This is a genomic window from Amycolatopsis sp. NPDC051045 (assembly GCF_040682955.1).
Lineage (GTDB): Bacteria > Actinomycetota > Actinomycetes > Mycobacteriales > Pseudonocardiaceae > Amycolatopsis.
This window is the reverse complement of sequence record NZ_JBFBCC010000004.1, coordinates 565,090-588,945: the sequence shown is the minus strand read 5'-3', so window position 1 is coordinate 588,945 and position 23,856 is coordinate 565,090. Positions and strand designations below refer to the sequence as shown.

The window sequence follows — 23,856 nt, the reverse complement described above, 5'->3', positions numbered from 1 at the left end:
CATGGACGTTTCGGCTGCCGAACGCGCGGTGACCTCGCGGCACCTGCGCCGCGTCTGGGCGGCGCCGGCCACGGTGCTGGGCCGCAGCGGCTGGCCGGCGAGCGCGGGACAGCGGCTGCACTGGCACTGGAACTACTGGTGGCAGGCGCACCTGCTGGACACGCTGGTTGATGCTCAGTTGCGTGCGCCTTCGCCCGGACGGCTCGCGGTGATCCGCGCCTTCGTGCGTTCGGTGCGGTTGCGCAACTTCGGTCGGTGGACCAACGACTACTACGACGACATCGCGTGGCTCGGCCTGGCGCTGCAACGGGTTTCCGCGTTGGGCATCGACGTCGGCCCGGCCTTGGCGGCGATCGACGGGCAGCTCCTGTCGGGCTGGACGGCGGCGGCGGGCGGCGGCATCCGGTGGCGCCGCGGCGACGACTTCAAGAACGCCCCGGCCAACGGCCCGGCGGCGATCTTCCACGCGCGGTCGGGAAACCTCTCCCGCGCCCGGGCGATGACGGACTGGCTGTCCTCCACTTTGGTCGATCCGGAATCCGGGCTGGTGTGGGACGGGATCCGGGCGGACACGGGCGAGCTGGTCAAGCATATTTACACGTACTGCCAAGGGGTGTACCTCGGCGCGTGCCTGGAGTTGTCCTCAGTGGACGAAGCAGCTCGGACGATCCGCGCGGTGGCGGAGCACCTCGCGCCGGGCGGGGTGATCCGCGGCCAGGGAGGCGGCGACGGCGGGTTGTTCGCGGCGATCCTCGCCCGGTACCTGGCCCTGGCGGCTCGTTCACTACCGGGCCCGGAAGCCGCGACGGCCCGGTCGCTGGTGCTGACGTCGGCGGACGCCTGCTGGTCGGGCGCTTCGCAAACACCGGACGGCCCGTTGTTCAGCGCGTTCTGGGACCGCCCGGCGCCGTCGCCGCCGTTGCCGGAAGACGCGCCGGAGCGGGACATGTCGGTCCAGGTGGGTGGCTGGATGCTCCTGGAGGCGGCGGCAACCCTGTCGGCTTGAGCCGCGGGGGCCGACTCGCGCCCGGTCAGTTCTGGGCGCCCTCCTTGCGCGGGTCGAGGTCGATGTTCTCGCGGTTGCCGTATTCGCCCACTTTGGCTTCCCGCCAATCGGCGATCGCGGCCTGGAGCCGGGCTTTCTGTTCCGCGTCGCTCTCCGCGTACTTCTCGGCGGCCTTCTTGATGCGATCGGCCGCCATGAGGTACCGCGCGGTCGACTTCTGGAAGAACGACTCGACGTCGTTGCGCAACGCGATCAACGCGGTGTCCGCCGCGGTGGGGACGACGCCGCGACCGACCAGCTGCCCGTCGGCGTAGGAGGCGGTGGCGACCTTGCTCAGCAGGCCGGAGTAGTGCTGGGCGACCTCGTAGCAGTGCTGGGCGATCTCCAGGACCACCACGACGTCCACGGCGTACCGGCTGGAAGCGGCCGGGTCGGTGTCGTCGCCGTCGGGACTGCTCTGCGTGAAGTCGTAAAGTTCCAGCACCGTGCGGTCGACGCCGGCGATCCGCTGCTCGATGGCCGTGATGGCCTTCTGATAATCCGCTTCGGCTTCGTCCAGATCACCGTGGAGGGTGCGGACGGCGGAATCGAGGTGGGCGAAGAAGGCGCTCAGTTGCGGGAACCGAAGCCCTTCGTTCGGCTTCGCCTCGCGGATGTTCAGCGCGAAGTCGAGCAGGGTCAGCGCCGTGCCGATGCTGCCGGGAGCTTCGTGTCCCAGCGCCTTGAGGACCGTCGTGGTGATGCCCCACGCCTGGCTGGCGGCGTTCACCGCCACCCTCTCCTTCGGGGTGTCCGCCGATGGCGCTGCGGCTTCGAAAAGCTCACGGGTGGCCTGGGCGATGAGGTGCAGGTTGTTGTTCCGGGCGGCGTGGATCGTCGTGGCCCGCAAGGAGTAGCAGTTGGCCAGCCACCTCACGAGAACGCTCTGGTTCTTCAGGGTGGGGCCGACGGTCGAAAGGAAGCCGCCTTTGAGGCTGTTCGCCGCGAGTCCCGTCCACCCCGCCATCCAGGCTCGGTTGTTGTTGCCGTCGTCCCTGATGGAGAGTTTGTCGACCAGACCGGGCAGGGTGTAGGCGTCGACCGATCCCTCCGGTCGCATCGTCTCGTCGGCCTTCACGAGAATGGCCCGCGCGTCTTCGAGGGACGAGAGTTCCGGCCCGCCCGCGAGATCGGGGATCGCGGTCGCCAGCTGTTCCCGTTTCGTCCACGCCCAGTCCCCGACCTGCGAGAAGACGTCGTGCGCCCGGCACTCGACGTATTTCGCGTCCGGAACGCTCCACCCGTCGCAGGCGTCGGCGGCCGGCCGGGTGGCCTGCGTGCCGTCGTTGACGGCCCAGGCGACGATCGGGCAGGTCGTCAGGTGGCCCCGCGACTCGGGCGGCACCGGCCACCGGGCGGGCGACGGCGCGCCGTCGATCCGGCTCGTCCCGCCCCGCAGCGTCTGTCCGGCGTCCCTGGTCCAGCGGCGTTCCAGTGTCTGCCAGTACTCGTTGAGCGCCGCCGAGAGGGAAGCCGAGTAAACGCTTCCGCTCATGTACTGCTCACCCATGCGCAACTTCCCCCGTTTCGCCTCCCCCGTCGGGAGCGCGAAAAGGGTAGCAACAAAAGTGACGTATCAGGGCAGTTTGTCACTCAATGGCGTTCGGAAGGGGCCGAGGGCGCTCAGCAGCCGCAGGAGGCGCCGTGCAGGAACTTCGGGGTCAGCCACACCGACTCCGGCGGCCGGTCCGGGTCCGCCATGCGGGACATCAGCAACTGCACCGCCCGGCGGCCCAGGTCCGCGACCGGCTGGACCAGCGTGGTCACCGCCGGGCTCACGCGGCGAGCCCAGTCCATGTCCCCGTAGCCGACCACCGCGAGCTCGGCGCCGATCCGGATGCCGCGGCGGTGGGCCTCGTACTGGACGCCCACCAGCATCGACTCGTCCGCCACCACCAAGGCCGTCGGGGAGGGCCAGCCGTCCAGGAGCTTGGCCGTCGCGCGGGTCGCGCCGCCCGAGGTCGACAACCCGCACTCCACCAGTTCGCGGTTGAAGCGCAGTCCCGCCTGTTCCAGTCCCAGCCGGTACCCGCGGACCCGCCCGCGGCTGACCTCCTGGCCCTCGTCACCCGAGATCAGGCCGATCTTGCGGTGGCGACGGGAAACCAGGTGTTTCACCAGCGACGCCACCGCGTGCACGTTCTCCGTGCCCACCTGGTCGACGTCGTTGCGCGCGGCCACGCGGTCCACCAGCACCGTGGGCACGCCCATCCGGACCAGGCCGTTGATCACCGCTTCGTCGCCGGCCGAGGGAACCAGCAGCACCCCGTCCACCAGGTCCGCCCGCAGCGCGCGCACCACGGCAGCCTCTTCGCCTGCTGCGTCCTCGGTGTCCGCCAAGACGACGTCGCACCCCGCCTGCGCCGCGGCCGCCCTGATCGCGCGCAGCAGCTCGCCGGAGTACGGGTTGGCGTGCACCCCCATCGCGACGCCGATCCGGTAGGTGACCGGGGGGTCCCACAACCGGATCTCCGGCGAAAGTGCGGTCATCAGCCCTCGCAGACGCTCAGCGGAACGGTATCCGCTGAACGGCCGTACCGCGGGGTCCGGACCCCAGAATCACTGAAGTGAGTGAACCGTCGGACAGCCGCACGACCCACGGTGACGCAGCGTGGGAGCCAGCCGCACCGTTTCGGCCTTGCGCGCCGGGTCGTTGATCCGGGCCAGCAGCAGCCGCACCGCCTGCCGGCCGATCTCCTCGATCGGCTGCGCCATCGTCGTCAGCGGCGGGTCGACCAGGTCCGCCCACTCGACGTCGTCGTAGACCACCACCGGCAGGTCGCGGCCGATCCGCAGGCTCCGCCGCCGTGCTTCGTGCAGGACCCCGACCATCATGCTGTCGTTCCCGACGACCAGCGCCGTCGGCGGCTCGGGCAGCGCCAGCAGCGTGCTCAGCGCCAGCGCGCCGCCCTCGCGTGACGAGTCTCCGCAGGCTACGAGCTCGGCGGACCACGTGAGCCCGGACCGGCCGAGGCCCAGCCGGTAGCCGAGCACCCGCTCCTCGCTCGTCGACAGCCCGGGCACGCCGCTGATCATCCCGATCCGCCGGTGCCCGAGCGTCGCGAGGTGCGCGGTCAGCGCCGACGTCGCCTGGATGTTCTCCGAGCCCACCTGGTCGACGTCGGTGCGGGTGGCCAGCCGGTCGATCAGCACCGTCGGCACGTCTAGGGACACCAGTTCGCTGATCACCGGCCCGTCGCCCGGTGCGGGCGTGATGAGCAGCCCGTCGACGCGGCGGGAGCGCAGCGCCCGCACCGTGTCACGCTCCGTGTCCGCGGTGTCGTGCGTGTCGGCCAGCAGGACGGTGTACCCGTGCGTCGACGCCTCCCGCTCGATCGCCTGCATCAGCGTCGCGAAGTACGGGTTGGCCACCAGGGAGATCGCCATCCCGATCGACCGCGTCCCGCCGGTGACCAGCGACCGCGCGATCGCGTCGCCGGTGTAGCCGGTCGCCTCGATGGCCCGCAGCACCGCCGTTTTGGTGTCCTCGGCGACCGCGCGCGTCCCGTTCACGACGTGCGAGACGGTCGTGATCGACACGCCGGCGAGCTCGGCGATGTCCCGCTGGGTCGGCCGCGAGGACCTCGACTGGGGCATACCCATCCTTTCCGGCAAGCGTTTGCGCAAACGCTTGCGCGCAACGAGCAGTCTGTCTACCTTCCCGACCATCGGCAAGCCTCGAACCACAGCGTCTTCGAAAGAGGGCAGGAACCCATGAGACAGCGAAGTCTCGCCGCAGTCGTGCTGGCCGCCGTCCTCGCCGCGACGACGGGTTGCACCGTCGAGCGCCACTGGGGCGGCAACACCAACACGGGCGGAAGCGGCAAGGCGAAGGTCGGCCTGGTCACCAAGACCGACACCAACCCCTACTTCGTGGAACTCCGCAACACCGCCAGAGCGGCCGCGCAGGCCAACGGCGCCGACTTCAGTGCCCTCGCCGGCCAGTTCGACGGGGACAACGACGGCCAGGTCCGCGCGATCGAGAACCTCCGTCAGCAGGGCGCGAACACCATCCTGATCACGCCCAGCTCGTCCACCGGTGTGCTCAAGGCGATCAAGGACGCCCGCGACGCCGGGGTCCTGGTCATCGCCCTCGACACCGCCACCGAACCGCCGGACGCCGTCGACGCCACCTTCGCCACCGACAACTTCGCGGCCGGCGAGCAGCAGGGCGCCTACGTCAAGGCCGCGCTCAAGGGCGTCCCGGCCAAGCTGCTCATGGTCGACGGCACCGCCGGCAGCTCGGTCGACACCCAGCGGCACACCGGATTCCTCAAGGGCATCGGGCTGACCGACGCCTCGCCGGAGATCAAGGGCCACACCGCGGCCAACGGTGACCAGAGCCTCGCCCAGCAAGGCATGGAGAACCTGCTGCAGCGCAGCACCGACATCAACGCCGTCTACTCGATGAACGAGCCGATGGGCCGCGGTGCGTACGCGGCGCTGAAGGCCCGCAGCCTCACCGGGCAGATCGTCATGGGCTCGATCGACGGCGGCTGCGAAGGCGTCCAGAACGTCAAGGACGGCCTTTACGCGGCGACCGTCATGCAGTTCCCCAAGAAGATGGCCGAACAAGGGGTGCTCGCCGCCGTCGAATACGCCAAGACCGGCAAGAAGCCGAGCGGGTTCGTCAACACCGGGTCCGCCGTCATCACCGACAAGCCCCTGCCCGGCGTCGAGAGCCACGACACTGCCTGGGGCCTGCAGAACTGCTGGGGAGGCACGCAGTGACATCCACAAACGCGACGACGGCCACCGCAACGCCCGCACGGGAACGCGAGTCCCTCGGCGAGTTCTTCCTCCGCGCCCCCGCGATCGGCCCGGCGCTCGCGCTGATCGTCGCGATCGTGGTGTTCTCCCTGGCCACGGACACGTTCTTCGACCTCGACAACCTGTCGACGGTGGTCCAGCAGTCGCTCGTCGTCGGGACACTCGCGCTGGGCCAGACGCTCGTCATCCTCATCGCGGGCATCGACCTGTCGAACGCGGCCTCGATGGTCGTCGCGACGCTGATCATGGCGAAGCTCGCCGCGGCCGGGACGAACGGGTTCGTCGCGCTGCTCGCCGGGGTCGTGCTGACGATCATCGTCGGCATCTTCATCGGTGGACTCGCCACGCGGATCAAGCTGCCGGCGTTCATCATCACGCTCGGCACGTTCACCATGCTGACCGCGGTGTCGAAGCTGATCGCCGGCGGCCAGGCGGTGCCGGTGACCGACGGGCTGCTGCAGTGGCTCGGCACCAAGCGCTACCTCTTCGGCGGCATCCCGATCACCTACGGCATGACGCTGGCGCTGCTGATGTACCTCGGCGTCTGGTACGCGCTGACGAAAACGGCGTGGGGCAAGCACGTCTACGCCGTCGGCAACGCGCCGGAGTCCGCGCGGCTGTCCGGCATCAAGGTCAACCGCACGGTGTTGTCGGTCTACATCGTCGCCGGGCTGACCTTCGGCATCGCCGCGTGGCAGGCGCTCGGCCGGACGCCGAACGCCGACCCGAACCAGTTCCAGCTCGGCAACCTCGACTCGATCACCGCCGTCGTCCTCGGCGGGACGAGCCTGTTCGGCGGCCGTGGTTCGGTGCTGGGCACGCTGATGGGCGCGCTGGTCGTGGCGGTGCTGCGGTCCGGGCTGACGCAGATGAACGTCGACGGCAACTACCAGGACCTCGCCACCGGCGCCCTGTTGATCGCCGCCGTCGTGGTGGACCGGATCGCGAGGAGGCAGCAGCAGTCATGACCGAACCGATCCTCCAGGCCCGCGGCCTGGTCAAGCGCTACGGCCGGGTGACCGCCATCGACGGCGCCGACTTCGACCTGCTCCCCGGCGAGGTGCTCGCCGTGGTCGGCGACAACGGCGCCGGGAAGTCGTCGCTCATCAAAACCCTTTCCGGGGCCGTGATCCCCGACGAAGGGCAGATCAAAGTGGACGGTAAGTCCGTCCACTTCAAATCCCCTTTGGACGCCCGCCACTACGGGATCGAGACGGTCTACCAGGATCTCGCCGTCGCGCCCGCGCTCGACATCGCGTCGAACATGTTCCTCGGCCGGGAAAAGCGGCGCAGCGGCCCGCTCGGGCTGTTCCGCAAGCTCGACACCGCCACCATGCGGTCCGAGGCGCAGCGGATCCTCGACGAGCTGGGCATCAACATCAAGTCGATCAGCCAGCCCGTCGAGACGCTCTCCGGTGGCCAGCGCCAGGGCGTCGCCGTGGCCCGCGCGGCCGCGTTCGGCACCAAGGCCGTGATCATGGACGAGCCCACCGCCGCCCTCGGCGTCGCCGAGTCCGGCAAGGTGCTCGACCTGATCGGCCGGATCCGCGACCGCGGCCTGCCGGTGGTGCTGATCAGCCACAACATGCCGCACGTGTTCGACATCGCCGACCGCATCCACGTGCACCGCCTCGGCAAGCGCGTCGCGGTCGTCTCGCCGAAGACGCACTCGATGAACCAGGTCGTCGGCCTGCTCACCGGGGCCCTGCGGCTCAACGAGAACGGCGAAGTGGAAGAAGCGGCCGCCGCTACCCATGTGGCCGGCTTGAAGTGAGAGTGCTGCTGGCGGGCTTGTGCACCGTGGACGTCGTCCAGCGGGTCGACGAGCTTCCGGCACCGGGCGAGAAGGTGCAGTCGCTGCAGGTGGACGTCGCGGCCGGTGGGCCCGCGACGAACGCCGCGGTGACGGCAGCCGCGCTCGGTGCCGAGGCGACCCTGCTGACCGTCCTCGGTGCGCACCCGCTGGCGGCGCTGGCCCGTGCCGACCTCGAAGCGCACGGCGTCCGGGTCGTCGACCTGGACCCCGAACGGTCCGAGCCACCGCCGGTCAGCGCGGCGGCGGTGCGCGACCGTGACGGGGAACGCACGGTGGTCTCCCGCAACGCGGCGGGCTCCGAAGTCACCTGGACCGGCACGGTCGACGCGGACGTGGTGCTCGTCGACGGGCACCACCCCGGCCTCGCGCTCTCCGTCGCGCGGGCTGCCGGGAGCGTGCCGGTCGTCCTCGACGCCGGGAGCTGGAAGCCCGTGCTCGACGAACTGCTGCCGCTGGTCGACGTCGCCGCCTGCTCCGCGCACTTCGCGGCGCCCGGACCGGGCCTGCACGAGCGCGGCGTCGACACCGTCATCACCACCGCAGGGCCCGGGCCGGTGCGGTGGTCCACTGCGGACGGCGGCTCGGGTGAGGTGCCTGTGCCCGCCGTGGAAGCGCGGGACACACTAGGTGCGGGCGACGTCTGGCACGGCGCGCTCGCCGTGGCCGTGACCCGCGAACCGACGGTGACGGACCGGATTCGCTTCGCCAACGAGGTGGCCGCCGAACGGGTGCGGCATGTGGGACCGCGGTCGTGGACGACCGCGATCGCAGGAAGGAACAGGACATGACGGCGTTCGACGACCTGCTGGCCCGGGCCGAGGGCCTGACCGTGCGCGGGCAGCGCAACGTGCTCGGCATCGTGGGCGCGCCCGCGTCCGGCAAGACCACGCTCGCCTGGGCACTGGCGAACGCGCTCGGCTCGCGTGCCGCGGTGGTCGGCATGGACGGCTTCCACCTCGCGCAGGTCGAGCTGCGCCGGCTGGGCCGCACCGAGCGGAAGGGCGCTCCGGACACCTTCGACGCCGCGGGGTACTACCACCTGATCCGCCGGCTCGCCGAAGGCCGCGAAACGGTGTACGCGCCGGAGTTCCGCCGCGAGATCGAGGAACCGATCGCCGGGGCCGTGGCGGTGCCGCCGGAGGTCCAGCTCGTCATCACCGAGGGCAACTACCTGCTGCTGCCGGACGACCCGTGGAGCGCGATCCGGCCGCTGCTCACCGAGGCCTGGTTCCTCGCGCCGGACGAGCCCGAGCGGATCGAACGGCTGGTGTCGCGCCACCGCCGCTACGGCCGTTCGCTGGTCGAGGCGCGCCAGCGCGCGCTCGGTTCGGACCAGCGCAACGCCGACCTGATTTCGCAGACGCGCGACCGGGCCGACCTGGTGCTGGAGAACCTGCCGCTGGCGAACTTCGCGATTTGACCCTCATCGTCACGGGCGGCAGCCGCGGGATCGGCGCCGCGATCTGCGTGCTCGCGGCCGAGCGCGGGTACGACGTCGTGGTCAACTACTCCGGCGATCCCGCGCCGGCCGAGGCCGTCGCCGAGCAGGTGCGTTCGTCGGGGCGCCGGGCGCTGGCCGTCCGCGCGGACGTGTCGGACGAGGACGACGTCCGCGCGCTGTTCGCCGCGGCGGCCGAGCTGGGCCCGGTGACCGGCCTGGTCAACAACGCGGCCATCGTCGGCAACACCCCGGGCCGGCTCGACTCCTACGAGGCCGCCGTCGTCCGGCGCACCCTCGACGTCAACGTCACGGGGGTGTTCCTGTGCTGCCGCGAGGCGGTCCGCCGGATGTCGGCGCGGCACGGCGGCGACGGCGGCGCGATCGTCAACATCTCGTCGACGGCCGCGCGCACCGGCTCGGCGGGGGAATGGGTGCACTACGCCGCGTCCAAGGCCGCCGTGGACACGCTGACCCTCGGGCTCGCGCAGGAGGTCGCCGGGGAGGGGATCCGGGTCAACGCGGTCCGCCCCGGCATGATCCACACGGGCCTGCACGAGGCGGCCGGCCTGCCGGACCGGCTCGAAAAGTACGCGCGGCAGATCCCGATGGGCCGCGCCGGGCAGCCGGCGGAGATCGCCGAAGCGGTGTTGTTCCTGTTGTCCCCGGCCTCGTCGTTCACGACGGGCGCGGTACTGGACGTCGGTGGCGGCCGGTGACCGTCCCGACACGCAGTGAATATTCGGAATGACCTTCGGTCACCGGCGTCCGCTTGGTGAGACGGCCGGAGACGGCGAGATCACAATTGGCCGGGGAATTGGTCACCTCGGTTTCGGTGGTCGAACGCTGTGCAACTCTGAGGAGCCGCCACGCGAAAGGACGGCTTCGGAAGCCATGGCCAAACTCATGTCCGTGCACCACTTAGCGCTCACCGTGACCGACGTGGACCGCAGTGTTCCCTGGTACGTCCGCGTCCTCGACCTCGAGGAGGTCACCCGGCGCGAAGAGCCGGACACGGGACTGCGCAAGGTCGTGCTCCGGTCCGCCGGGGACGAGTTCTCCGTGGTCCTGGTGCAGCACGCGGACACCGGCCGGCGCGGGTTCGACGAACGCCGGACCGGCCTGGACCACGTCGCGTTCCGCGTGCATTCGGCCGCCGAGCTGGCCGAATGGGAGAGCCGGCTTGCCGAGTTCGGCGTTCATTACCAGGATGCGGCGCCGTCGCGCACCTTCGAAGGCTCGCGCGTCATCGTGTTCCGCGACCCCGACGGCATCCAGCTGGAGATCTGGGCCGACCCGGAACTCTGACTGTGACATCCGGGGCTTCGCCCCGGGCCGGGGGCTCCGCCACCCGGACCCCCGCAAGACAGCTCAGGCCCGCGCGTCGTCCGGCTCGTCCACCGGGCGGCGCATCTCCTGGCGGTAGCGCAGCACGCCGTACCCGGTGCCGAACACGAAGAACGCGATGCTGATCCACAGCGCGGCCGTCTTCAGCCACGGCAGGGCGTCCAGCAGGCCGGCGCCGTAGTAGCCGAGCAGCACGAGCGTCGGCACCCAGAGCAGGCCGCCGAACGTCGTGGCCAGCAGGAACCGGCGCGGGTCCATCCGGGCGGCGCCGGCGATCAGCGGGGCGAGCGTGCGGATCCACGGGATCCACCGGGCCGCCACGATCGCGAAGAAGCCCCTCCGGTCCAGGAACCGTTGCGCGCGCTCGAGGTTGTGCCGGTTCAGCACCTTCCCGTCGCGGCGCGCGATGAGTTTCGTGCCGCCCGTGCGCCCGATGTAGTAGCCGATTTGGTTGCCGAGGACCGCGACGATCAGCGCGGCGCCCGACAGGAACCACGCGTTGGCGTCCGAACCCTGCTGCGCCAGCACCACGCCCGCCCCGAACAGGAGCGAGTCACCGGGCAGGAACAGTCCGATGATCAGCGCGCACTCGACCAGCACGAAGCTCAGCACGATCACCCAGACGAGCAGCGGTCCGGCGGTGTCCAGCCAGCTCACGCCGACGCCCGCAGCCTCGATGCTCACGACGTTCACCCCTCCGAGCCTACGTGGCCCAGGTGAACTCCCCGCGGCGAACGGTCAAATCGAGCACGCCGGAGATTTTTCAGCCTCACGAACGGTGAAGGCCCCCTCACCGGCGGTGAGAGGGCCTCCGGGCGCGAACTCAGAACTGCGGCAGCGTCTCGCCCTGCACCGCTTCGATGTCCAGCTCGACCTTCACCGTCGTGCCGACCGCCGCGACGCCGGCGCGGACCATCGCGCTGTAGTTGATCGCGAAGTCGTTCCGGTGCAGCTGCGTCTCGGCGTGGAACGCGACGCGCACGCCGCCCCACGGGTCCGGGCCCCAGCCGCCGTAGGTCAGTTCGAGCTCGATTTCGCGGCGCTCGCCGTGCAGCGTCAGGTCGCCGAGCAACGTCCACGAATCCGCACCGCGCCGGCGCAGTCCGGTGCTGGTGAACGTGATCACCGGATGCACGTCGACGTCGAGGAAGTCCGGCGAGCGCAGGTGGTCGTCCCGCATCCGGATGCCGGTGTCGATGCTCGCCGCCTTGATCTCGGCGTGCACGGACGACCGCTCGGCCGGGTGGCCGATCTCGATCCGGCCGGAGACGTCCGGGAACCGCGCCTTGATGCTCGCGATGCCCAGGTGCCGCGCGGTCGCGACCACCGACGAGTGCATCGGGTCGATCACCCACGGCCCGGCGGGCGGCAGCTCGATCGCCTCGGCGACCGGAGCCAGCACGACGTCGCCGAGCGAACCGGAGCCGTCCGAGGCGATCTGCGCCGTCCGGGCGACCGGGGCGTACCCGGCCGCCGTGACGACGGCCGTGTAGACGCCCGGTGCGAGTGCGTCGGTGCCGACTTCCCCGCGGACGTCCGCCGCCTGCCGGGCGACCTGCCGCCCGGCCGGGTCGGTGACGGTGAGCACCGCCTGCTCCACCGCCCAGCCCTCGGCCGTGCGGAAGGTCGCGCGCAAACCGGTCATGACCGGTCGACCAGCTCGTCGAGGGCCTGGTCGTAGCTCAGCCGGACGTCGTGGTCCGCTTCGCCGCCGGTGAGCTCCACCTGGCTGGTCGCCGGCGGGTAACCGCTCGCGACCACGGTGTACGCGCCCGCGGGCAGGTCGCTGACCACGTACCGGCCTTCGCCGTCGGTCCGGGCCACGGCCGCGACGTTCCCTTCGGCGTCGAGCACGGTGATCCGCGCGTCCGGCACCACCCGGTCGCCCTCGGTCCGCGCGGTGCCGGTGAGCAGCACCGAGCTGGCGAGCTCGACGTCGTGGCGCAGCACGCCGCTGTCGGGCACGGTGAGCGTCAGTGCGACGGGCCGGTAGCCCGCGCCGCTGGCGACCAGGGTGTACGCCCCGGCGCCGACCCCGACGAAGGCGTAGGTGCCGTCCGCGGTCGTGATGAACGCGCCGTTCACCTCGCCCCGCCCGTCGGTCAGCGTCACGGTCACGTTCGCGAGCGGCCGGCCGGTCGTGGCCGCCCGCACGGTGCCGGTCAGCTCGCCGGACCCGGTGAGCGTGACGTCGACCGTCGCCGGCCCGTTGCTGAGCACCACGCTGGACGCCTGCGGCTGGTGGCCGTGCGCGGACACGATGAGCACGTACGCGCCCGGGCCCTGGCTGGGCACCGAGTAGCTGCCGTCGGCGGCCCCGGTAGCCCGCGCGACCTGGCGGCCGCGCTGGTCGATCAGGGTCAGCGCGGCCCCCGGCACGTGCGTGCCGTCCTGCCGCCGGATGTGCCCGGTCACCGGCACGCCGCCCGCGCCGACGGGGGTGTCGAGCTCGGACTCCGCGACGGAGTTCGTGATGGGCAGCGCGCCCGACACGGCCTGGTAGTCGCCGTGCCCGTTGCTGCTCAGCGCGTGCTTCCCACCGCCGACGAGGGCGGGTTCGCGGTCGACCGGACGCACCGGCTCGACGATCTCGGTCGGCGCGTCGGCGAAGTCGTCCTCTTCGAGCAGCGCCTCGCCGCCCTCCATGGCCGCCGCGGCCGGGGTCGCGTTGGTCAGCGGGATCTCCTTCATGAACAGCAGCACCACCGTGGCCAGCAGTGCCACCGCGCCCGCGATGTAGAAGACCGTGGTGATCGAGTCGGTGAAGCCGATCAGCACCGGGGTCCGGATCGCCTCCGGCAGGTCCTGGATGCCGCTGGTGTTCTGCGACAGGTCGCCGATGCCCGCCCCGGCGCCGGCCGGCAGCTGCCCGCCGAACGCCTTCGTGATGTTGGGCAGCAGGGTGTTGAACAGGACCGTCAGGAAGATCGCGACACCCGCGGTACCACCGATCTGGCGGAAGAACGTCGCCGCCGCGGTCGACACACCCATGTCGCTGCGCGGGCCCGCGTTCTGCACCGCGATGATCAGCGTCTGCATGCACTGGCCGAGGCCGAGGCCGATGATGGCGGCCGCGACCAGCGGGTGCCACACCGCCGAGTCGTACTCGACCTGCGCGAAGAAGAACGCGCCGGCGGCGATCAGGACGGTGCCGATGATCGGGAAGATCTTGTAGCGCCCGGTCTTCCCGGTGAGCCGGCCGGACACGATCGAGCTGAGCATGATGCCCGCCATCAGCGGCAGCATCAGCAACCCGGACTCGGTCGGCGTGTAGCCCTGCACGACCTGCATGAACTGCGGGATCATCGTGATCGCGCCGAACATCGCGACACCGACGATGACACCGCCGATGATCGCCACGGTGAACGTCGAGTTCTTGAACAGCCGCAGCGGGATCAGCGCGGCGTCCTTCATCAGCTTCTCGACCACGATGAAGGCGATGACGCCGACGCCGCCGACGACGTAGCAGAGGATGGACTTCTGATCGCCCCAGCCCCACTTCTGGCCCTGCTCGGCGACGATCAGGAACGGCACGACCGCGACGACCAGCGTCAGCGCGCCCCACCAGTCGATCTTGTGGACGTGGCGCTCGTGCGGCACGTTCAGCACCTTGGCGACGACGAACAGCGCGAGGACGCCGATCGGGACGTTGATCAGGAAGACCCAGCGCCAGCCGTCGATGCCGGCCAGGTCGTCGATGCCGGCGAAGAGGCCGCCCAGCACCGGGCCGAGCACGGTCGAGAGGCCGAACACAGCCAGGATGTAACCCTGGTACTTGGCCCGCTCACGCGGCGGCACGATGTCACCGAGGATGGTCATGGCCAGCGACATCAGACCGCCGGCGCCGAGACCCTGCACCGCGCGGAACGCGGCCAGCTCGTACATCGACTGCGAGAAGGTCGAGGCCAGCGAACCGGCGACGAAGATGGTGATCGCGGCCAGGTAGAACGGCTTGCGGCCGTAGATGTCGGACAGCTTGCCGTAGATCGGTGTGACGATCGTCGAGGTGATCAGGTACGCCGTGGTCGCCCACGCCTGCAGGTCGAAGCCGTGCAGGTCGTTGGCGATCTTGACGATCGACGTGCCGACGATCGTCTGGTCGAGCGCGGCGAGGAACATGCCGCACATCAGGCCGCTCAGGATCGTGACGATCTGGCGGTGGCTCAGCTGAGGTGGTTGCTTCACCTCGGCCTGAACCGGTGCTGCGGTGGTGGAACTCATGCGTTGGCCCCCTTGGCCGGTGCACTGGCGGACGCTTGCGCGTCGGCCAGCTGTGGAGAGTGGTTCTCGATACCTGTGTTGAGCCGGCCGAACAGGCGGTTCAGGGTCTGGATCTCCCCGTCGGTCCAGTCCCCGAGCACTTCGGCCAGCCATTGGTTGCGCTGCTTGCGGTTCTCTTCGAACACCCGCATGCCCTCGGCCGTCGGCGCGAGCAGGCAGGCCCGGCCGTCCTCGGGATCGGCCTGGCGCTCGACCAGGCCGTGCTGGACGAGCGAGCTCGACTGCCTGCTGATCGTGGAGATCTCGGAGTGGAGCGACTCGGCGAGCCGGCTGGTGCGCTGCGGGCCCTCGTGGATGAGGGTGAAGAGGATCGCGTACGCCGCCCGCTCGATCCCGTCGGGACCCTGCTTCGAAACCTGCGACTTCGCCTTGTTGATCAGCCGGACCAGGCGGACGAGCTCGTGGCCGAGCTGGTCGGCGAGGTCGAGCTCGGCCGTGGGCCGGGTGGCGGCGGGGTTCGGTGCCATGGGGTTCCTTCAAGGCGTTGGTTGGCGGCTGCAACTAGTTGCCTCAGGCAAGGATGTGCCTTCACTTGCGGTTGTGCAAGCGGAGTACCTCGTGATGTGTCGGAACACACTTTAGTTGTCGTATGCAAGCACATTTCTTTGGAGTTGTGCGCGGAACAACGGCGGCCGCCGCGGGTTGGAAGGGGTATGACCGACGACACAGCGTTGAAGGACTTCCTCACCGCGCACCGCCACGGCGTCCTCGCCACGATCCGCCGCGACGGCCGCCCGCAGCTGTCCACGATCACCTACCTGTACGACCCGGAAGCGACGACGATCATCGCGTCGATCACCGAGACCAGGGCGAAAGCGAAGAACATGCGCCGTGACCCGCGGGTGACGTTCCACGTGGGCAGCGAGGACGGCTGGAGCTACGTCGTCACCGAGGGGCGCGCGGAGCTGACACCGCCCGCGGCCGCGCCGGACGACGCGACGGTGGAGGCGCTCGTCGACTACTACCGGCGGGCCGCCGGCGAGCACCCGGACTGGGCCGAGTACCGCGAGGCCATGGTCACCGACCAGCGGGTACTGTTGACCATCCACGTCGAGAAGCTCTTGGGCCTGGTCCGCTGAGCCGGCTGCTCCGCGCGGCTGGATTCGAAACAAAAGTTCCGCAGTGCGGACTGCCCGGGCTTACCATGAGGCCATGAGCAACGAAGCTTTGGTCACCCGGCTCCGCGACCTGCTCGGCAAGAGCGCCGTGCTCACCGACTCCGACGTCACCGATTCCTACGCCCGGGACATGATGCCGCTGGCGCCGTCGGGCCGGCCGCTCGCCGTGGTTCTGCCCGCGAACGCCGAGCAGGTGCAGGCCGTCGTCAAGGCGTGCGCCGAGGCCAAGGTGCCGATCGTGCCGCGCGGGGCGGGCAGTGGCCTGTCCGGTGCCGCGAACGCCATCGACGGCTGCGTCACGCTGTCGCTGACCAAGCTCGACCGGATCGTGGAAATCGACCCGGGCAACCGGCTCGCCGTCGTGCAGCCCGGCGTCGTCAACCTGGACTTCCGCAACGCCGTGGAGAAGCACGGGCTGTTCTACCCGCCGGACCCGTCCAGCTACGACTGGTGCACGATCGGCGGCAACCTCTCCACCAACGCCGGCGGCCTCTGCTGCGTGAAGTACGGCGTGACCACGGACTCGGTGCTCGGCCTGGAGGTCGTCCTGGCCGACGGGTCGTTGCTGAAGACCGGACGGCGGACCGTGAAGGGCGTCGCCGGGTACGACCTCGCCCGGCTGTTCGTGGGCAGCGAGGGCACGCTCGGCGTGATCACGCAGGCGACGGTCCAGCTCAAGCCGCTGCCACAGGCGCCGGCGACGCTCGTCGCGGGCTTCAGCACCACCGAAGCCGCCGGGGAGGCCGTCGCCCGCGTCGTCCGCGAAGGGCTCGTGCCGTCGCTGCTGGAGATCATGGACGCGTCGTCGATCAAGGCGTCCGAGGCGTACCTCAAGACCGACCTCGGCGCGGGTTCGAACTGCCAGGCGCTGCTGCTCGGCCAGTCCGACGCCGGCGGCGAGGTCGCCGCCCGCGAACTGGCGGCCCTGGAGCAGATCTGCACCGACTGCGGCGCGGACCTGGTGTACACGACCGAGGACCTCGAAGAGGGCCGGATGCTCCTGCAGGCCCGCCGGGTGGTGCTGACGGCACTGGAGACGTACGGCCGGTGGCTCACCGACGACGTGTGCGTGCCGCGCACGCGCATCGCCGAGCTGATCCGCGGCTGCGAGAAGATCAGCGCGGAGGTGGGCTTGCGGATCGCCGTGGTCGGCCACGCCGGCGACGGCAACATGCACCCGACGATCGTCTACCAGCCGGACGACCCGGACGAGTTCGCGCGGGCGCAGCGCGCGTTCGACGAGATCCTCGAGGTGGGGCTGTCGCTGGGCGGCACGGTGACCGGCGAACACGGGGTGGGCAAGATCAAGCGCGAGTGGCTGGTCCGGGAGATCGGGCCGGTCGGGTTGCGGGTGCACCGGCAGATCAAGCAGGCCCTGGACCCGGAGAACCTGTTCAACCCCGGCTCGATGTTCTCGATGACCTGAGCGTTCCCGACGACCCGAGCGTTCCCGACGACCCGAGCCGGCCCGCGCGCGAAGAGGTCACCCGCCCAGGGGGACCCCCGGATTTCACGTTACCCCGGGGGTCCGACAGTTTCGGGCGGCTCAGTCCTCGATGCGCGGGATCCGCTGCGTGACCTCGGCCTCGGTCTCGGCCACCGCCTTCTTCTCGCGGCGGCTCTTCAGGAACTCCAGCACGATCGGCACCACCGAGATCAGCACGATCAGCACGAAGATCGCGTCGATGTTCTTGCCGATGAAGGGGATGTCGCCGAGCAGGTAGCCGAGGATCGTGATGCCCGCGGCCCAGAGGATGCCGCCGAGGACCGTGTACGTGAAGTAGCGCTTCGGGTCCATCCGGCCGATGCCCGCGATCCACGTGATGAACGTCCGGACGAACGGGACGAACCGGGCCAGGACGACCGCCTTCGGGCCGTGCTTCTCCAGGAACGCGTGCGTCTTGTCGACGTGTTCCCGCTTGAAGAACTTGGAGTCCGGCCGGTTGAACAGCTTCGGTCCGGCGAAGTACCCGATGTAGTAGCCCACGACGTTGCCGAGCAGCGCGGCCGCGGTCACGAGCACGCAGGTCAGCCAGAGCGGCAGCAGCTTGTCCCCGGCGATCAGCAGACCGGCCGTGAAGAGCAGGGAGTCGCCCGGCAGCACCGGGAAGATGCTGCTTTCGATGAAGATGATGAGGCACAGCACCGCGACGGCGGGGCCGGCCACGCCGTCGAGCAGGACGTACGGGTCCAGCCATGACGGCAGCAGCGACATCGTGTGGACCGTGCTCTGGGCGAGAATCACTTCGAAAACGGTACAGGGTCACCCTGAGTCGTGACTGAGACCCGGGTCAGACCAGCGTGAGCAAGCCGACCACGGACCCCGCGGCGAGCCCCAGCAGCACCGCCAGCAACAGGATCCAGTACGCGGGCAGCTGCGCCGACGTCCGCGCCGGTTCCGGCTCCGGCGGACGCGGGGCGAACGTCGTGGGCGCCTCCGAGGCCGCGTCCAGGGCCGCGCGCTCGCGCTCCAGCGAGTCCGCGCCGGCGCCCGAGAGCAGCCCGTACGCCGACGGCAGCTCGTTGATCGCGCTGGCCGGGACGGCGTCGGTGGCCGGCTCGGACGACGACGGCGACGACGTTGAGGACGACGACTGTGACGACGTTGAGGACGACGACGGTGGCGGCGAAGCCTGCGGGGCGAAGACGGCTTGCGCGCGAAGGGCGTCCGCCAGCAACTGCTCGGGGTCCTTCGGCTCGCTCATCTCCGCCCGTCCGCTCGTAGTTACGTACTCAAGGTAGCCGTACCCACCTCGGCGACCCATTCTCCCCGGCGCAGTACCTTCGCGGGCCGCAGGTCCTGGTCGAGGACCACGATGTCGGCCTGGTAGCCGGAGCACAGCATCCCGGTGCGGTCGGCGATGCCGAGCAGCTCGGCGGGCCGCTGTGACGTCGCGTGCACCGCGTCGAGGATGCCGAGTTTCGCACCCCGGACGAGATTGCGGAAGGCGGTGTCCATCGTCAGGGTGCTGCCGGCCAGCGAGCCGTTGTCGGCGAGGGTGGCGACGCCGTCGTGCACGTCGACCTCGAGCCGGCCCAGCGTGTAGCGGCCGTCCGCGGCGTCGGTGGCCGACATCGCGTCGGTGATGAGCACCGTGCGGGCGCGGCCCGCGTGCTTCGCCGCCAGCCGGACCACGGTCGGGTGCAGGTGCACCAGGTCGCAGATGAGCTCGATGGTGATGCGCTCGTCGTCCAGCAGCGCCCCGATCGGGCCGGGCTCGCGGTGGTGCAGCGGCCGCATGCCGTTGAACAGGTGGGTCGCGACGGTCGCGCCCGCGTCGATCGCGGGCAGCAGCTGCTCCTCGACGCCGTCGGTGTGCCCGATGGCGGCGATGACGCCGGACTCGGCCAGCTGCCGGACGGCCTTCACGCCGCCGTGCAGCTCGGGGGCGATGGTGACCATCCGGATCGCCCCCTGGCCCGCGCGCAGGAGCTTTTCGACCGTGCCGGTGTCCGGTTCGAGCAGCGTCTCCGGGTCGTGCGCGCCGCAGCGGGCCTTGGAGATGAACGGCCCCTCCAGGTGGATGCCCGCGACCTCGCCGTCCTGGACGAGCTCACGCAACGCGGCGACCTGCTCACGCAGGATGTCCACCGGATCGGAGACCAGGCTGGCGAGCATGGTCGTGGTGCCGTGACGGCGGTGCGCCCGCACCGCCGTCAGGAGTTCTTCGGGATCGAGGGAGGTGAACGAACCACCTCCCCCGCCGTGGCAGTGGGTGTCGACGAACCCGGGGACGACCAGCGCCCCTCCGACGTCCACGTGCTCGCCGGACGGCGGGGTCCCGGAACCCACGCCGGCGATCCGCCCGTCGGAGACGGCTACCCAGCCGTCGTCGAGTACACGGTCCGGGGCGGCGACCCGGCCGCCCATGATCACGAAATCTCCGGCGCCTCTCACGCACCCCAGCATATATTGGTCTGGACCAAGCATGGTGATACGACTCAGTGATCGGAGTGGTCCACCCGGGTCACTGTGGGGCCTGCATGGCCTTCTGGAGTGCCTCGAGCGCCCGGCTGGCGGTCGATTTAACGGTACCCTTGGAGATGCCTGCGGCCTCAGAGATTTCGGCCTCGCTCAGCCCGCCGTAGTACCGCAGGACCAGCACTTCGCGCTGGCGGGGCGGCAGCTTGGACAGCGCGCTGACGACGGCCTGGTGCTCGCTGGAGAGCATCGCGAGGCTCTCGGCGGACCGCGCGTTGACCGCGTGCGGCGGCACGTACTCCCGGGCCGTCTTGCGGCGGCGCAGCACGCTGCGCGACCCGTTGACCACGGCGGTGCGCAGGTAGCCGACCGCAGCCGCGGCGTCCCGGAGCCTGCCCCAGTTGCGGTGCAGGCCGGTGAAGGCCTCCTGGACGACGTCTTCCGCGGTCGCGGGCTCGTCGACCAGCAGAATCGCTAGCCGGACCAGCCGCATGCGGTGCTGGCGGTAGAGGTCTTCGAGGGTCAGCGGCGCGGGCGTCTGCGCCGGGGCCGGACCGTCCATGACCCGCAGGTGGCCGAGGGTCGCCTCGACACTGCGTTCCGCATTGCCCTCGAGCATGAACCCCTGCCTGTTCTCGACCCCGGTTTGCACGGTGTGCCGCGTCAGCAGGTTCACGGTATTCACAGCGCTCACACAGGTACTGACGCACGCCCAGCCTATCGGGTTCGACTGCCGGTGCCACAGATCGGATGCTGGTACAGAACCGTGACACGGGTAGCGTCGGATCCGTCCCGCCCCCGCCGACCCCGGAGATCCACATGGCCTGGTTCCTCGTCGAAATCACCTACGTCCAGGAAAAGATGCCGGACGTCCGGCCCCGCCACCGCGAGTTCCTCACGAAGCTGGCCGAGGAGGGCCGCGTCGCGGTCGCCGGCCCGCTCGGCGACGGCACCGGCGGCCTCACGCTGTACCAGGCCGACGACGAGGCGCACCTGAAGGAGACGATCGACCAGGACCCGTACTTCCTCGAGGGCGTCATCGCGGAGCGGAGCATCCGCGAGTTCAAGCCGGTGATCGGCGCCTGGCTGCCGTCATAGGCCGGGCCCGACGAGGGTCACGACGCCCGGCCGCTGAGTTCGTAGTCGGCCGGGTCGACCTTCCGGGTCTCCAGCCAGTAGCGCCAGGTGAAGCCGGGCCAGATTGTCCGGTTCACGCCCTGGGCGTCGAGGTACCAGCTCTTGCAGCCGCCCTGCGTCCAGACGCCCTTGACCAGTTTGTCCTGGATGTCCCGCTGGAACTCGTCCTGCACGCTCGGCCGGACGTCGAGCGTGGCGGCGCCGCGGGAATCGGCGAGCTTGATGGCGTCGACGACGTACCGCGCCTGCGACTCGATCATGAACACCACGGAGTTGTGGCCGAGTGCGGTGTTCGGGCCGAGCAGGAAGAACAGGTTCGGGTAGCCGGACACGGTGATGCCCTTGTGGGTCCGCATCCCCTCGGTGGCCCACTCCTTGGCGAGGTTGCGGCCGTCGACGCCGGTGATGTCGAGGTACTCCAGTGCGTCGGTGACCTTGAAGCCGGTGCCGTAAACGATGGCGTCGACCTCGTGCTCCACCCCCGCGGAGTCGACGATCGAGTGCGCCTTGACCTCTTTGATCCCGTCGGTGACGACGTCGACGTTCGGCCGGCTCAGCGCCGGGTAGTAGTCGTTGGAGATCAGGACGCGCTTGCAGCCCATCGTGTAGTCCGGCGTGACCTTCTTGCGCAGCGCGCGGTCCTTGATGCCCTTCGCGATGTTCCGCTTCGCGATCAGCTCGCCGGCCTTCATGATCGCCGGGTGGCCGTTGAAGCCGATGGCCCGCGCCTCGAGCAGCCAGTACAGCGCGTTGCGGTAGAGCCGCTGGGTGCCGGGAACGCGCTTGAACAGCGTCTGCGCCCACGGCGGCATCGCGTGATCGGGTTTGGGCATGATCCACGGCGGCGTCCGCTGGAACAGCGTCAGCCCGGCGACGTCCGGGGCGATCCGCGGGACGAACTGGACGGCGCTGGCGCCGGTGCCGACCACGGCGACCTTCTTGCCGCGCAGGTCGTACTCGTGGTTCCAGCGCGCGGAGTGCCAGGTCGGGCCCTGGAAGTTGCCGATCCCGGGCAGCTCGGGGATCTGCGGGATGTGCAGGCCGCCGACGCCGGAGACGAGGAACTGCGCGACGAACTCGCGGCCGTCCTTGGTGGTCGCGGTCCAGCGGCGCTCGCGCTCGTCCCAGTGCGCACCGGTCAGCTCGACGCCGAACCGGATCTTCTCGCGCAGCCGGTACTTGTCCGCGACGCCCTTGAGGTAGCCGAAGATCTCCGGCTGCGGCGAGAACGACCGCGACCAGTCCGGGTTCTGCTCGTACGAGAACGAGTACATGTGCGACTGCACGTCGCACGCGCACCCGGGGTAGGAGTTGTCGCGCCAGGTGCCGCCCACCTCGTTGGCCTTCTCCAGGAGCACGTAGTCCCGGATACCGGCCTTTTCGAGCTGGATCGCCTGGCCGAGCCCGGAGAACCCGGTGCCCACGATCACGACCTTGAACCGCTCGGTCATCTGCCGGCCTCCGCTGCGTCGAGTTGCTGCCGAGATGACGTTACCTCAGGTAACAGTTACTTGGAAGTACTCCCTACTGGTTAGTACGTCCCACCGAGCTTCGTGTGGTCCCAGCTGACGATCTTCGTCGGACGGAAGATCAGCCCGACGCGCTTGGCGGCCTGGCCTGCGATGAAGGCGCCGAGTTCGGCCGAGGCCGGGTCGCCGGGCTTGGCTCCGGAGTACCGCTGCATGAGCGCGGTCCCCATCCGGGTGACTTCGTCGGTGTCCTCGATGATCCGGACGTCGGCCTCGAACGAGACGCCACGCAGCTTCTCGTAGCTGTCGCCGTCTTCGACGAGCACGGTCGCCTCCGGCAGTCGCCGGAAGTTCTTCGCCTTCTGCGACGTCCCGTACGTCCAGGTCGCGACGCCGTCCTCGTGCGGGAAGTACCAGAGCGGCGCGAGGTGCGGGCGGCCGTTCGGGCCGATGCTGGCGACGTTGATGACCTTCTGGCCGTCGAGGTACGCGCGGACCTCGTCCTCGGTCATCCTGATCTGGTCGCGACGGGACATCTTCACCCCTTGGTGGCGGCTCGCCCGCCGTGGCCGGTGACCGCCGACTCGAACGCGCCGCGGGCCTCGATGTCGGCCAGCGCGGCCTTGTCCGCCGAAGGTACCCGGCTGCGGGAGCCGATCTCGACGATCGGCGGCAGGAACGCGCGGAACAGCTTGAGCCCGCCGACCCAACGCGGGACGTGGATGGTGCGGGCGCGCTTGAGGATGCCCGCCTCCAGGTCGTCCAGCGCGACGTCCAGCGGGTAGGTCTTGCCGATCAGGCCGGGCATCGACGCGCGGAGCTTGCCGAACACCGGGTGCGCGTCGGCGCTCTCGACGAGGTCGGTGCGGATCCACGTCGGGTGGGCGACGCCGACCTTGACGCCCAGGTGGGCGACTTCGGCGCGCAGGCTGTTCGAGAACGCTTCGACGCCGGCCTTCGCGGCGGAGTAGTTCGCCATGCCGGGCGCGTGCGTGATCGCGGCCAGGCTCGAGATCGCCAGCAGGTAGCCCTTGCGTTCGATGACGTGCGGCAGCGTGACGCGGAACGTCCGCCAGACGCCGAGCAGGTCGACCTCGATGACCTTCTCGAACGCGGCCCGGTCGACCGAGCGGACGAAGCCCGCGGTCGCGATGCCGGCGTTCGCGATGACGATGTCGATCCCGCCGAAGTGCTCGACGACGCCGGCAGTGGCCCGCTCGAGCGCGTCCCAGCTGGTGACGTCGGCTTCCCAGGCGTGCGCGTTCGGCCCGATCCGGTCGGCGACCTTCTGCTGCTCCTCGGCTTCGAGGCCGACGAGGGCGACCTTCGCGCCGCGCGCGGCGAGCCGCTCGGCCAGCCCGGCGCCGATGCCGCGGGCCGCGCCGGTGATCAGGACGACCTTGCCGTCGACCTTCTTGGTGCCGCTCAGCAGCGAAAACGGGTTGGCCACGGTGCCCTCCTGGACGTCGAACGTCGCTCTCGGAGGCACCGTACCTCAACTTACCCGAGGTAA

Annotated in this window: 25 protein-coding genes; 11 read left to right on the top strand and 14 right to left on the bottom strand. The window is 70.2% G+C overall.

Annotation, left to right across the window (positions count from 1 at the left end; all coding sequences use genetic code 11):
• Window position 1: 1 nt before the first annotated feature.
• Complete coding sequence (locus AB0M80_RS14015; RefSeq protein ID WP_364563514.1) at window positions 2–1,006, top strand: glycoside hydrolase family 76 protein; 1,005 nt, start codon at window positions 2–4, stop codon at window positions 1,004–1,006.
• A gap of 25 nt (window positions 1,007–1,031) precedes the next feature.
• Here the strand turns inward: AB0M80_RS14015 and AB0M80_RS14010 are convergent, their stop codons facing one another.
• The 3 genes from AB0M80_RS14010 to AB0M80_RS14000 all read right to left on the bottom strand — a co-directional run bounded on the left by AB0M80_RS14010 (window position 1,032) and on the right by AB0M80_RS14000 (window position 4,642).
• A complete protein-coding gene (locus tag AB0M80_RS14010; protein ID WP_364563511.1) occupies window positions 1,032–2,540 on the bottom strand; it encodes a hypothetical protein in 1,509 nt (502 codons plus the stop codon).
• Window positions 2,541–2,668: 128 nt separating this feature from the next.
• Window positions 2,669–3,535 carry a substrate-binding domain-containing protein gene (locus AB0M80_RS14005; protein ID WP_364563509.1) on the bottom strand — a complete coding sequence of 289 codons (867 nt, stop codon included), beginning with the start codon at window positions 3,533–3,535 and terminating at the stop codon, window positions 2,669–2,671.
• A 69-nt stretch (window positions 3,536–3,604) separates the two neighbouring features.
• On the bottom strand, window positions 3,605–4,642 hold the full coding sequence (locus AB0M80_RS14000; protein WP_364563506.1) for a LacI family DNA-binding transcriptional regulator: 1,038 nt from the start codon (window positions 4,640–4,642) through the stop codon (window positions 3,605–3,607).
• A gap of 117 nt (window positions 4,643–4,759) precedes the next feature.
• Here AB0M80_RS14000 and AB0M80_RS13995 point away from each other — a divergent pair, with 117 nt between their 5' ends.
• From AB0M80_RS13995 to AB0M80_RS13965, 7 genes are all read left to right on the top strand, one after another.
• Window positions 4,760–5,776: a substrate-binding domain-containing protein gene (locus AB0M80_RS13995; protein WP_364563504.1), complete on the top strand. Its 1,017-nt coding sequence runs from the start codon at window positions 4,760–4,762 to the stop codon at window positions 5,774–5,776.
• The gene (locus AB0M80_RS13990; RefSeq protein WP_364563501.1) at window positions 5,773–6,783 is read left to right on the top strand and encodes an ABC transporter permease; all 1,011 of its coding nucleotides are present in this window, start codon (window positions 5,773–5,775) and stop codon (window positions 6,781–6,783) included. The genes AB0M80_RS13995 and AB0M80_RS13990 overlap by 4 nt, the downstream gene beginning before the upstream one ends.
• Entirely contained in the window at window positions 6,780–7,589 is an 810-nt protein-coding gene (locus AB0M80_RS13985; protein WP_364563498.1) for an ATP-binding cassette domain-containing protein, read from the top strand. The genes AB0M80_RS13990 and AB0M80_RS13985 overlap by 4 nt, the downstream gene beginning before the upstream one ends.
• Window positions 7,590–7,591: 2 nt before the next feature.
• Window positions 7,592–8,419 carry a PfkB family carbohydrate kinase gene (locus AB0M80_RS13980; RefSeq protein ID WP_364563709.1) on the top strand — a complete coding sequence of 276 codons (828 nt, stop codon included), beginning with the start codon at window positions 7,592–7,594 and terminating at the stop codon, window positions 8,417–8,419.
• Complete coding sequence (locus AB0M80_RS13975; RefSeq protein ID WP_043787338.1) at window positions 8,416–9,051, top strand: nucleoside/nucleotide kinase family protein; 636 nt, start codon at window positions 8,416–8,418, stop codon at window positions 9,049–9,051. The genes AB0M80_RS13980 and AB0M80_RS13975 overlap by 4 nt, the downstream gene beginning before the upstream one ends.
• A complete protein-coding gene (locus AB0M80_RS13970) occupies window positions 9,048–9,788 on the top strand; it encodes an SDR family oxidoreductase (RefSeq protein ID WP_364563495.1) in 741 nt (246 codons plus the stop codon). Before AB0M80_RS13975 ends, AB0M80_RS13970 begins: the two co-directional genes overlap by 4 nt.
• Before the next feature lie 175 nt (window positions 9,789–9,963).
• Complete coding sequence (locus AB0M80_RS13965; protein ID WP_364563492.1) at window positions 9,964–10,377, top strand: VOC family protein; 414 nt, start codon at window positions 9,964–9,966, stop codon at window positions 10,375–10,377.
• 63 nt (window positions 10,378–10,440) lie between these two features.
• On the opposite strand, the gene AB0M80_RS13960 is transcribed toward AB0M80_RS13965, so the two are convergent.
• From AB0M80_RS13960 to AB0M80_RS13945, 4 genes are all read right to left on the bottom strand, one after another.
• Window positions 10,441–11,109, bottom strand: a complete 669-nt coding sequence (locus tag AB0M80_RS13960) for a DedA family protein (protein WP_364563489.1) — start codon at window positions 11,107–11,109, stop codon at window positions 10,441–10,443.
• Window positions 11,110–11,239: 130 nt separating this feature from the next.
• The gene (locus AB0M80_RS13955) at window positions 11,240–12,061 is read right to left on the bottom strand and encodes a YceI family protein (protein WP_364563487.1); all 822 of its coding nucleotides are present in this window, start codon (window positions 12,059–12,061) and stop codon (window positions 11,240–11,242) included.
• The gene (locus tag AB0M80_RS13950) at window positions 12,058–14,637 is read right to left on the bottom strand and encodes an MFS transporter (RefSeq protein ID WP_364563485.1); all 2,580 of its coding nucleotides are present in this window, start codon (window positions 14,635–14,637) and stop codon (window positions 12,058–12,060) included. Before AB0M80_RS13950 ends, AB0M80_RS13955 begins: the two co-directional genes overlap by 4 nt.
• Window positions 14,634–15,164 carry a MarR family transcriptional regulator gene (locus AB0M80_RS13945; protein ID WP_364563482.1) on the bottom strand — a complete coding sequence of 177 codons (531 nt, stop codon included), beginning with the start codon at window positions 15,162–15,164 and terminating at the stop codon, window positions 14,634–14,636. Before AB0M80_RS13945 ends, AB0M80_RS13950 begins: the two co-directional genes overlap by 4 nt.
• A 186-nt stretch (window positions 15,165–15,350) precedes the next feature.
• Here AB0M80_RS13945 and AB0M80_RS13940 point away from each other — a divergent pair, with 186 nt between their 5' ends.
• Both AB0M80_RS13940 and AB0M80_RS13935 read left to right on the top strand, forming a co-directional pair.
• Window positions 15,351–15,776 carry a PPOX class F420-dependent oxidoreductase gene (locus tag AB0M80_RS13940; RefSeq protein WP_364563479.1) on the top strand — a complete coding sequence of 142 codons (426 nt, stop codon included), beginning with the start codon at window positions 15,351–15,353 and terminating at the stop codon, window positions 15,774–15,776.
• Between the two features lie 73 nt (window positions 15,777–15,849).
• Window positions 15,850–17,241, top strand: coding sequence for an FAD-linked oxidase C-terminal domain-containing protein (locus tag AB0M80_RS13935; RefSeq protein WP_364563477.1), 1,392 nt, complete (start codon window positions 15,850–15,852; stop codon window positions 17,239–17,241).
• 120 nt (window positions 17,242–17,361) lie between these two features.
• Here the strand turns inward: AB0M80_RS13935 and AB0M80_RS13930 are convergent, their stop codons facing one another.
• The 4 genes from AB0M80_RS13930 to AB0M80_RS13915 all read right to left on the bottom strand — a co-directional run bounded on the left by AB0M80_RS13930 (window position 17,362) and on the right by AB0M80_RS13915 (window position 20,356).
• Window positions 17,362–18,060, bottom strand: a complete 699-nt coding sequence (locus AB0M80_RS13930) for a VTT domain-containing protein (RefSeq protein WP_364563474.1) — start codon at window positions 18,058–18,060, stop codon at window positions 17,362–17,364.
• A gap of 46 nt (window positions 18,061–18,106) precedes the next feature.
• Window positions 18,107–18,520 (bottom strand): hypothetical protein, encoded by a 414-nt coding sequence (locus AB0M80_RS13925; RefSeq protein WP_364563471.1) that lies wholly within the window; start codon window positions 18,518–18,520, stop codon window positions 18,107–18,109.
• A gap of 20 nt (window positions 18,521–18,540) precedes the next feature.
• Window positions 18,541–19,692: an N-acetylglucosamine-6-phosphate deacetylase gene (gene nagA / locus AB0M80_RS13920; protein WP_364563706.1), complete on the bottom strand. Its 1,152-nt coding sequence runs from the start codon at window positions 19,690–19,692 to the stop codon at window positions 18,541–18,543.
• A gap of 91 nt (window positions 19,693–19,783) precedes the next feature.
• A complete protein-coding gene (locus AB0M80_RS13915) occupies window positions 19,784–20,356 on the bottom strand; it encodes a SigE family RNA polymerase sigma factor (RefSeq protein WP_308677894.1) in 573 nt (190 codons plus the stop codon).
• Between the two features lie 200 nt (window positions 20,357–20,556).
• Between AB0M80_RS13915 and AB0M80_RS13910 the strand changes: the two genes are divergently transcribed.
• The gene (locus AB0M80_RS13910) at window positions 20,557–20,835 is read left to right on the top strand and encodes a YciI family protein (protein ID WP_364563469.1); all 279 of its coding nucleotides are present in this window, start codon (window positions 20,557–20,559) and stop codon (window positions 20,833–20,835) included.
• A gap of 17 nt (window positions 20,836–20,852) precedes the next feature.
• On the opposite strand, the gene AB0M80_RS13905 is transcribed toward AB0M80_RS13910, so the two are convergent.
• The 3 genes from AB0M80_RS13905 to AB0M80_RS13895 form a co-directional block, all read right to left on the bottom strand.
• Complete coding sequence (locus AB0M80_RS13905) at window positions 20,853–22,325, bottom strand: NAD(P)/FAD-dependent oxidoreductase (protein ID WP_364563467.1); 1,473 nt, start codon at window positions 22,323–22,325, stop codon at window positions 20,853–20,855.
• 80 nt (window positions 22,326–22,405) lie between these two features.
• A complete protein-coding gene (locus AB0M80_RS13900) occupies window positions 22,406–22,879 on the bottom strand; it encodes a pyridoxamine 5'-phosphate oxidase family protein (RefSeq protein ID WP_364563464.1) in 474 nt (157 codons plus the stop codon).
• 2 nt (window positions 22,880–22,881) lie between these two features.
• A complete protein-coding gene (locus AB0M80_RS13895) occupies window positions 22,882–23,793 on the bottom strand; it encodes an SDR family oxidoreductase (protein ID WP_364563703.1) in 912 nt (303 codons plus the stop codon).
• Between the last annotated feature and the right edge of the window lie 63 nt (window positions 23,794–23,856).

Bases quoted from the DNA above. Each gene is read 5' to 3' on its own strand.
- AB0M80_RS14015 (WP_364563514.1), top strand. From the start codon at position 2: ATGGACGTTTCGGCTGCCGAACGCGCGGTGACCTCGCGGCACCTGCGC.
- AB0M80_RS13905 (WP_364563467.1), bottom strand. From the start codon at position 22,325: ATGACCGAGCGGTTCAAGGTCGTGATCGTGGGCACCGGGTTCTCCGGG.
- AB0M80_RS13925 (WP_364563471.1), bottom strand. From the start codon at position 18,520: ATGAGCGAGCCGAAGGACCCCGAGCAGTTGCTGGCGGACGCCCTTCGC.
- AB0M80_RS13900 (WP_364563464.1), bottom strand. From the start codon at position 22,879: ATGTCCCGTCGCGACCAGATCAGGATGACCGAGGACGAGGTCCGCGCG.
- AB0M80_RS13965 (WP_364563492.1), top strand. From the start codon at position 9,964: ATGGCCAAACTCATGTCCGTGCACCACTTAGCGCTCACCGTGACCGAC.
- AB0M80_RS13945 (WP_364563482.1), bottom strand. From the start codon at position 15,164: ATGGCACCGAACCCCGCCGCCACCCGGCCCACGGCCGAGCTCGACCTC.
- AB0M80_RS14005 (WP_364563509.1), bottom strand. From the start codon at position 3,535: ATGACCGCACTTTCGCCGGAGATCCGGTTGTGGGACCCCCCGGTCACC.
- AB0M80_RS14000 (WP_364563506.1), bottom strand. From the start codon at position 4,642: ATGCCCCAGTCGAGGTCCTCGCGGCCGACCCAGCGGGACATCGCCGAG.
- AB0M80_RS13935 (WP_364563477.1), top strand. From the start codon at position 15,850: ATGAGCAACGAAGCTTTGGTCACCCGGCTCCGCGACCTGCTCGGCAAG.
- AB0M80_RS13975 (WP_043787338.1), top strand. From the start codon at position 8,416: ATGACGGCGTTCGACGACCTGCTGGCCCGGGCCGAGGGCCTGACCGTG.
- AB0M80_RS13955 (WP_364563487.1), bottom strand. From the start codon at position 12,061: ATGACCGGTTTGCGCGCGACCTTCCGCACGGCCGAGGGCTGGGCGGTG.
- AB0M80_RS13985 (WP_364563498.1), top strand. From the start codon at position 6,780: ATGACCGAACCGATCCTCCAGGCCCGCGGCCTGGTCAAGCGCTACGGC.
- AB0M80_RS13915 (WP_308677894.1), bottom strand. From the start codon at position 20,356: ATGCTCGAGGGCAATGCGGAACGCAGTGTCGAGGCGACCCTCGGCCAC.
- AB0M80_RS13910 (WP_364563469.1), top strand. From the start codon at position 20,557: ATGGCCTGGTTCCTCGTCGAAATCACCTACGTCCAGGAAAAGATGCCG.
- AB0M80_RS14010 (WP_364563511.1), bottom strand. From the start codon at position 2,540: ATGAGCGGAAGCGTTTACTCGGCTTCCCTCTCGGCGGCGCTCAACGAG.
- AB0M80_RS13940 (WP_364563479.1), top strand. From the start codon at position 15,351: ATGACCGACGACACAGCGTTGAAGGACTTCCTCACCGCGCACCGCCAC.
- AB0M80_RS13995 (WP_364563504.1), top strand. From the start codon at position 4,760: ATGAGACAGCGAAGTCTCGCCGCAGTCGTGCTGGCCGCCGTCCTCGCC.
- AB0M80_RS13950 (WP_364563485.1), bottom strand. From the start codon at position 14,637: ATGAGTTCCACCACCGCAGCACCGGTTCAGGCCGAGGTGAAGCAACCA.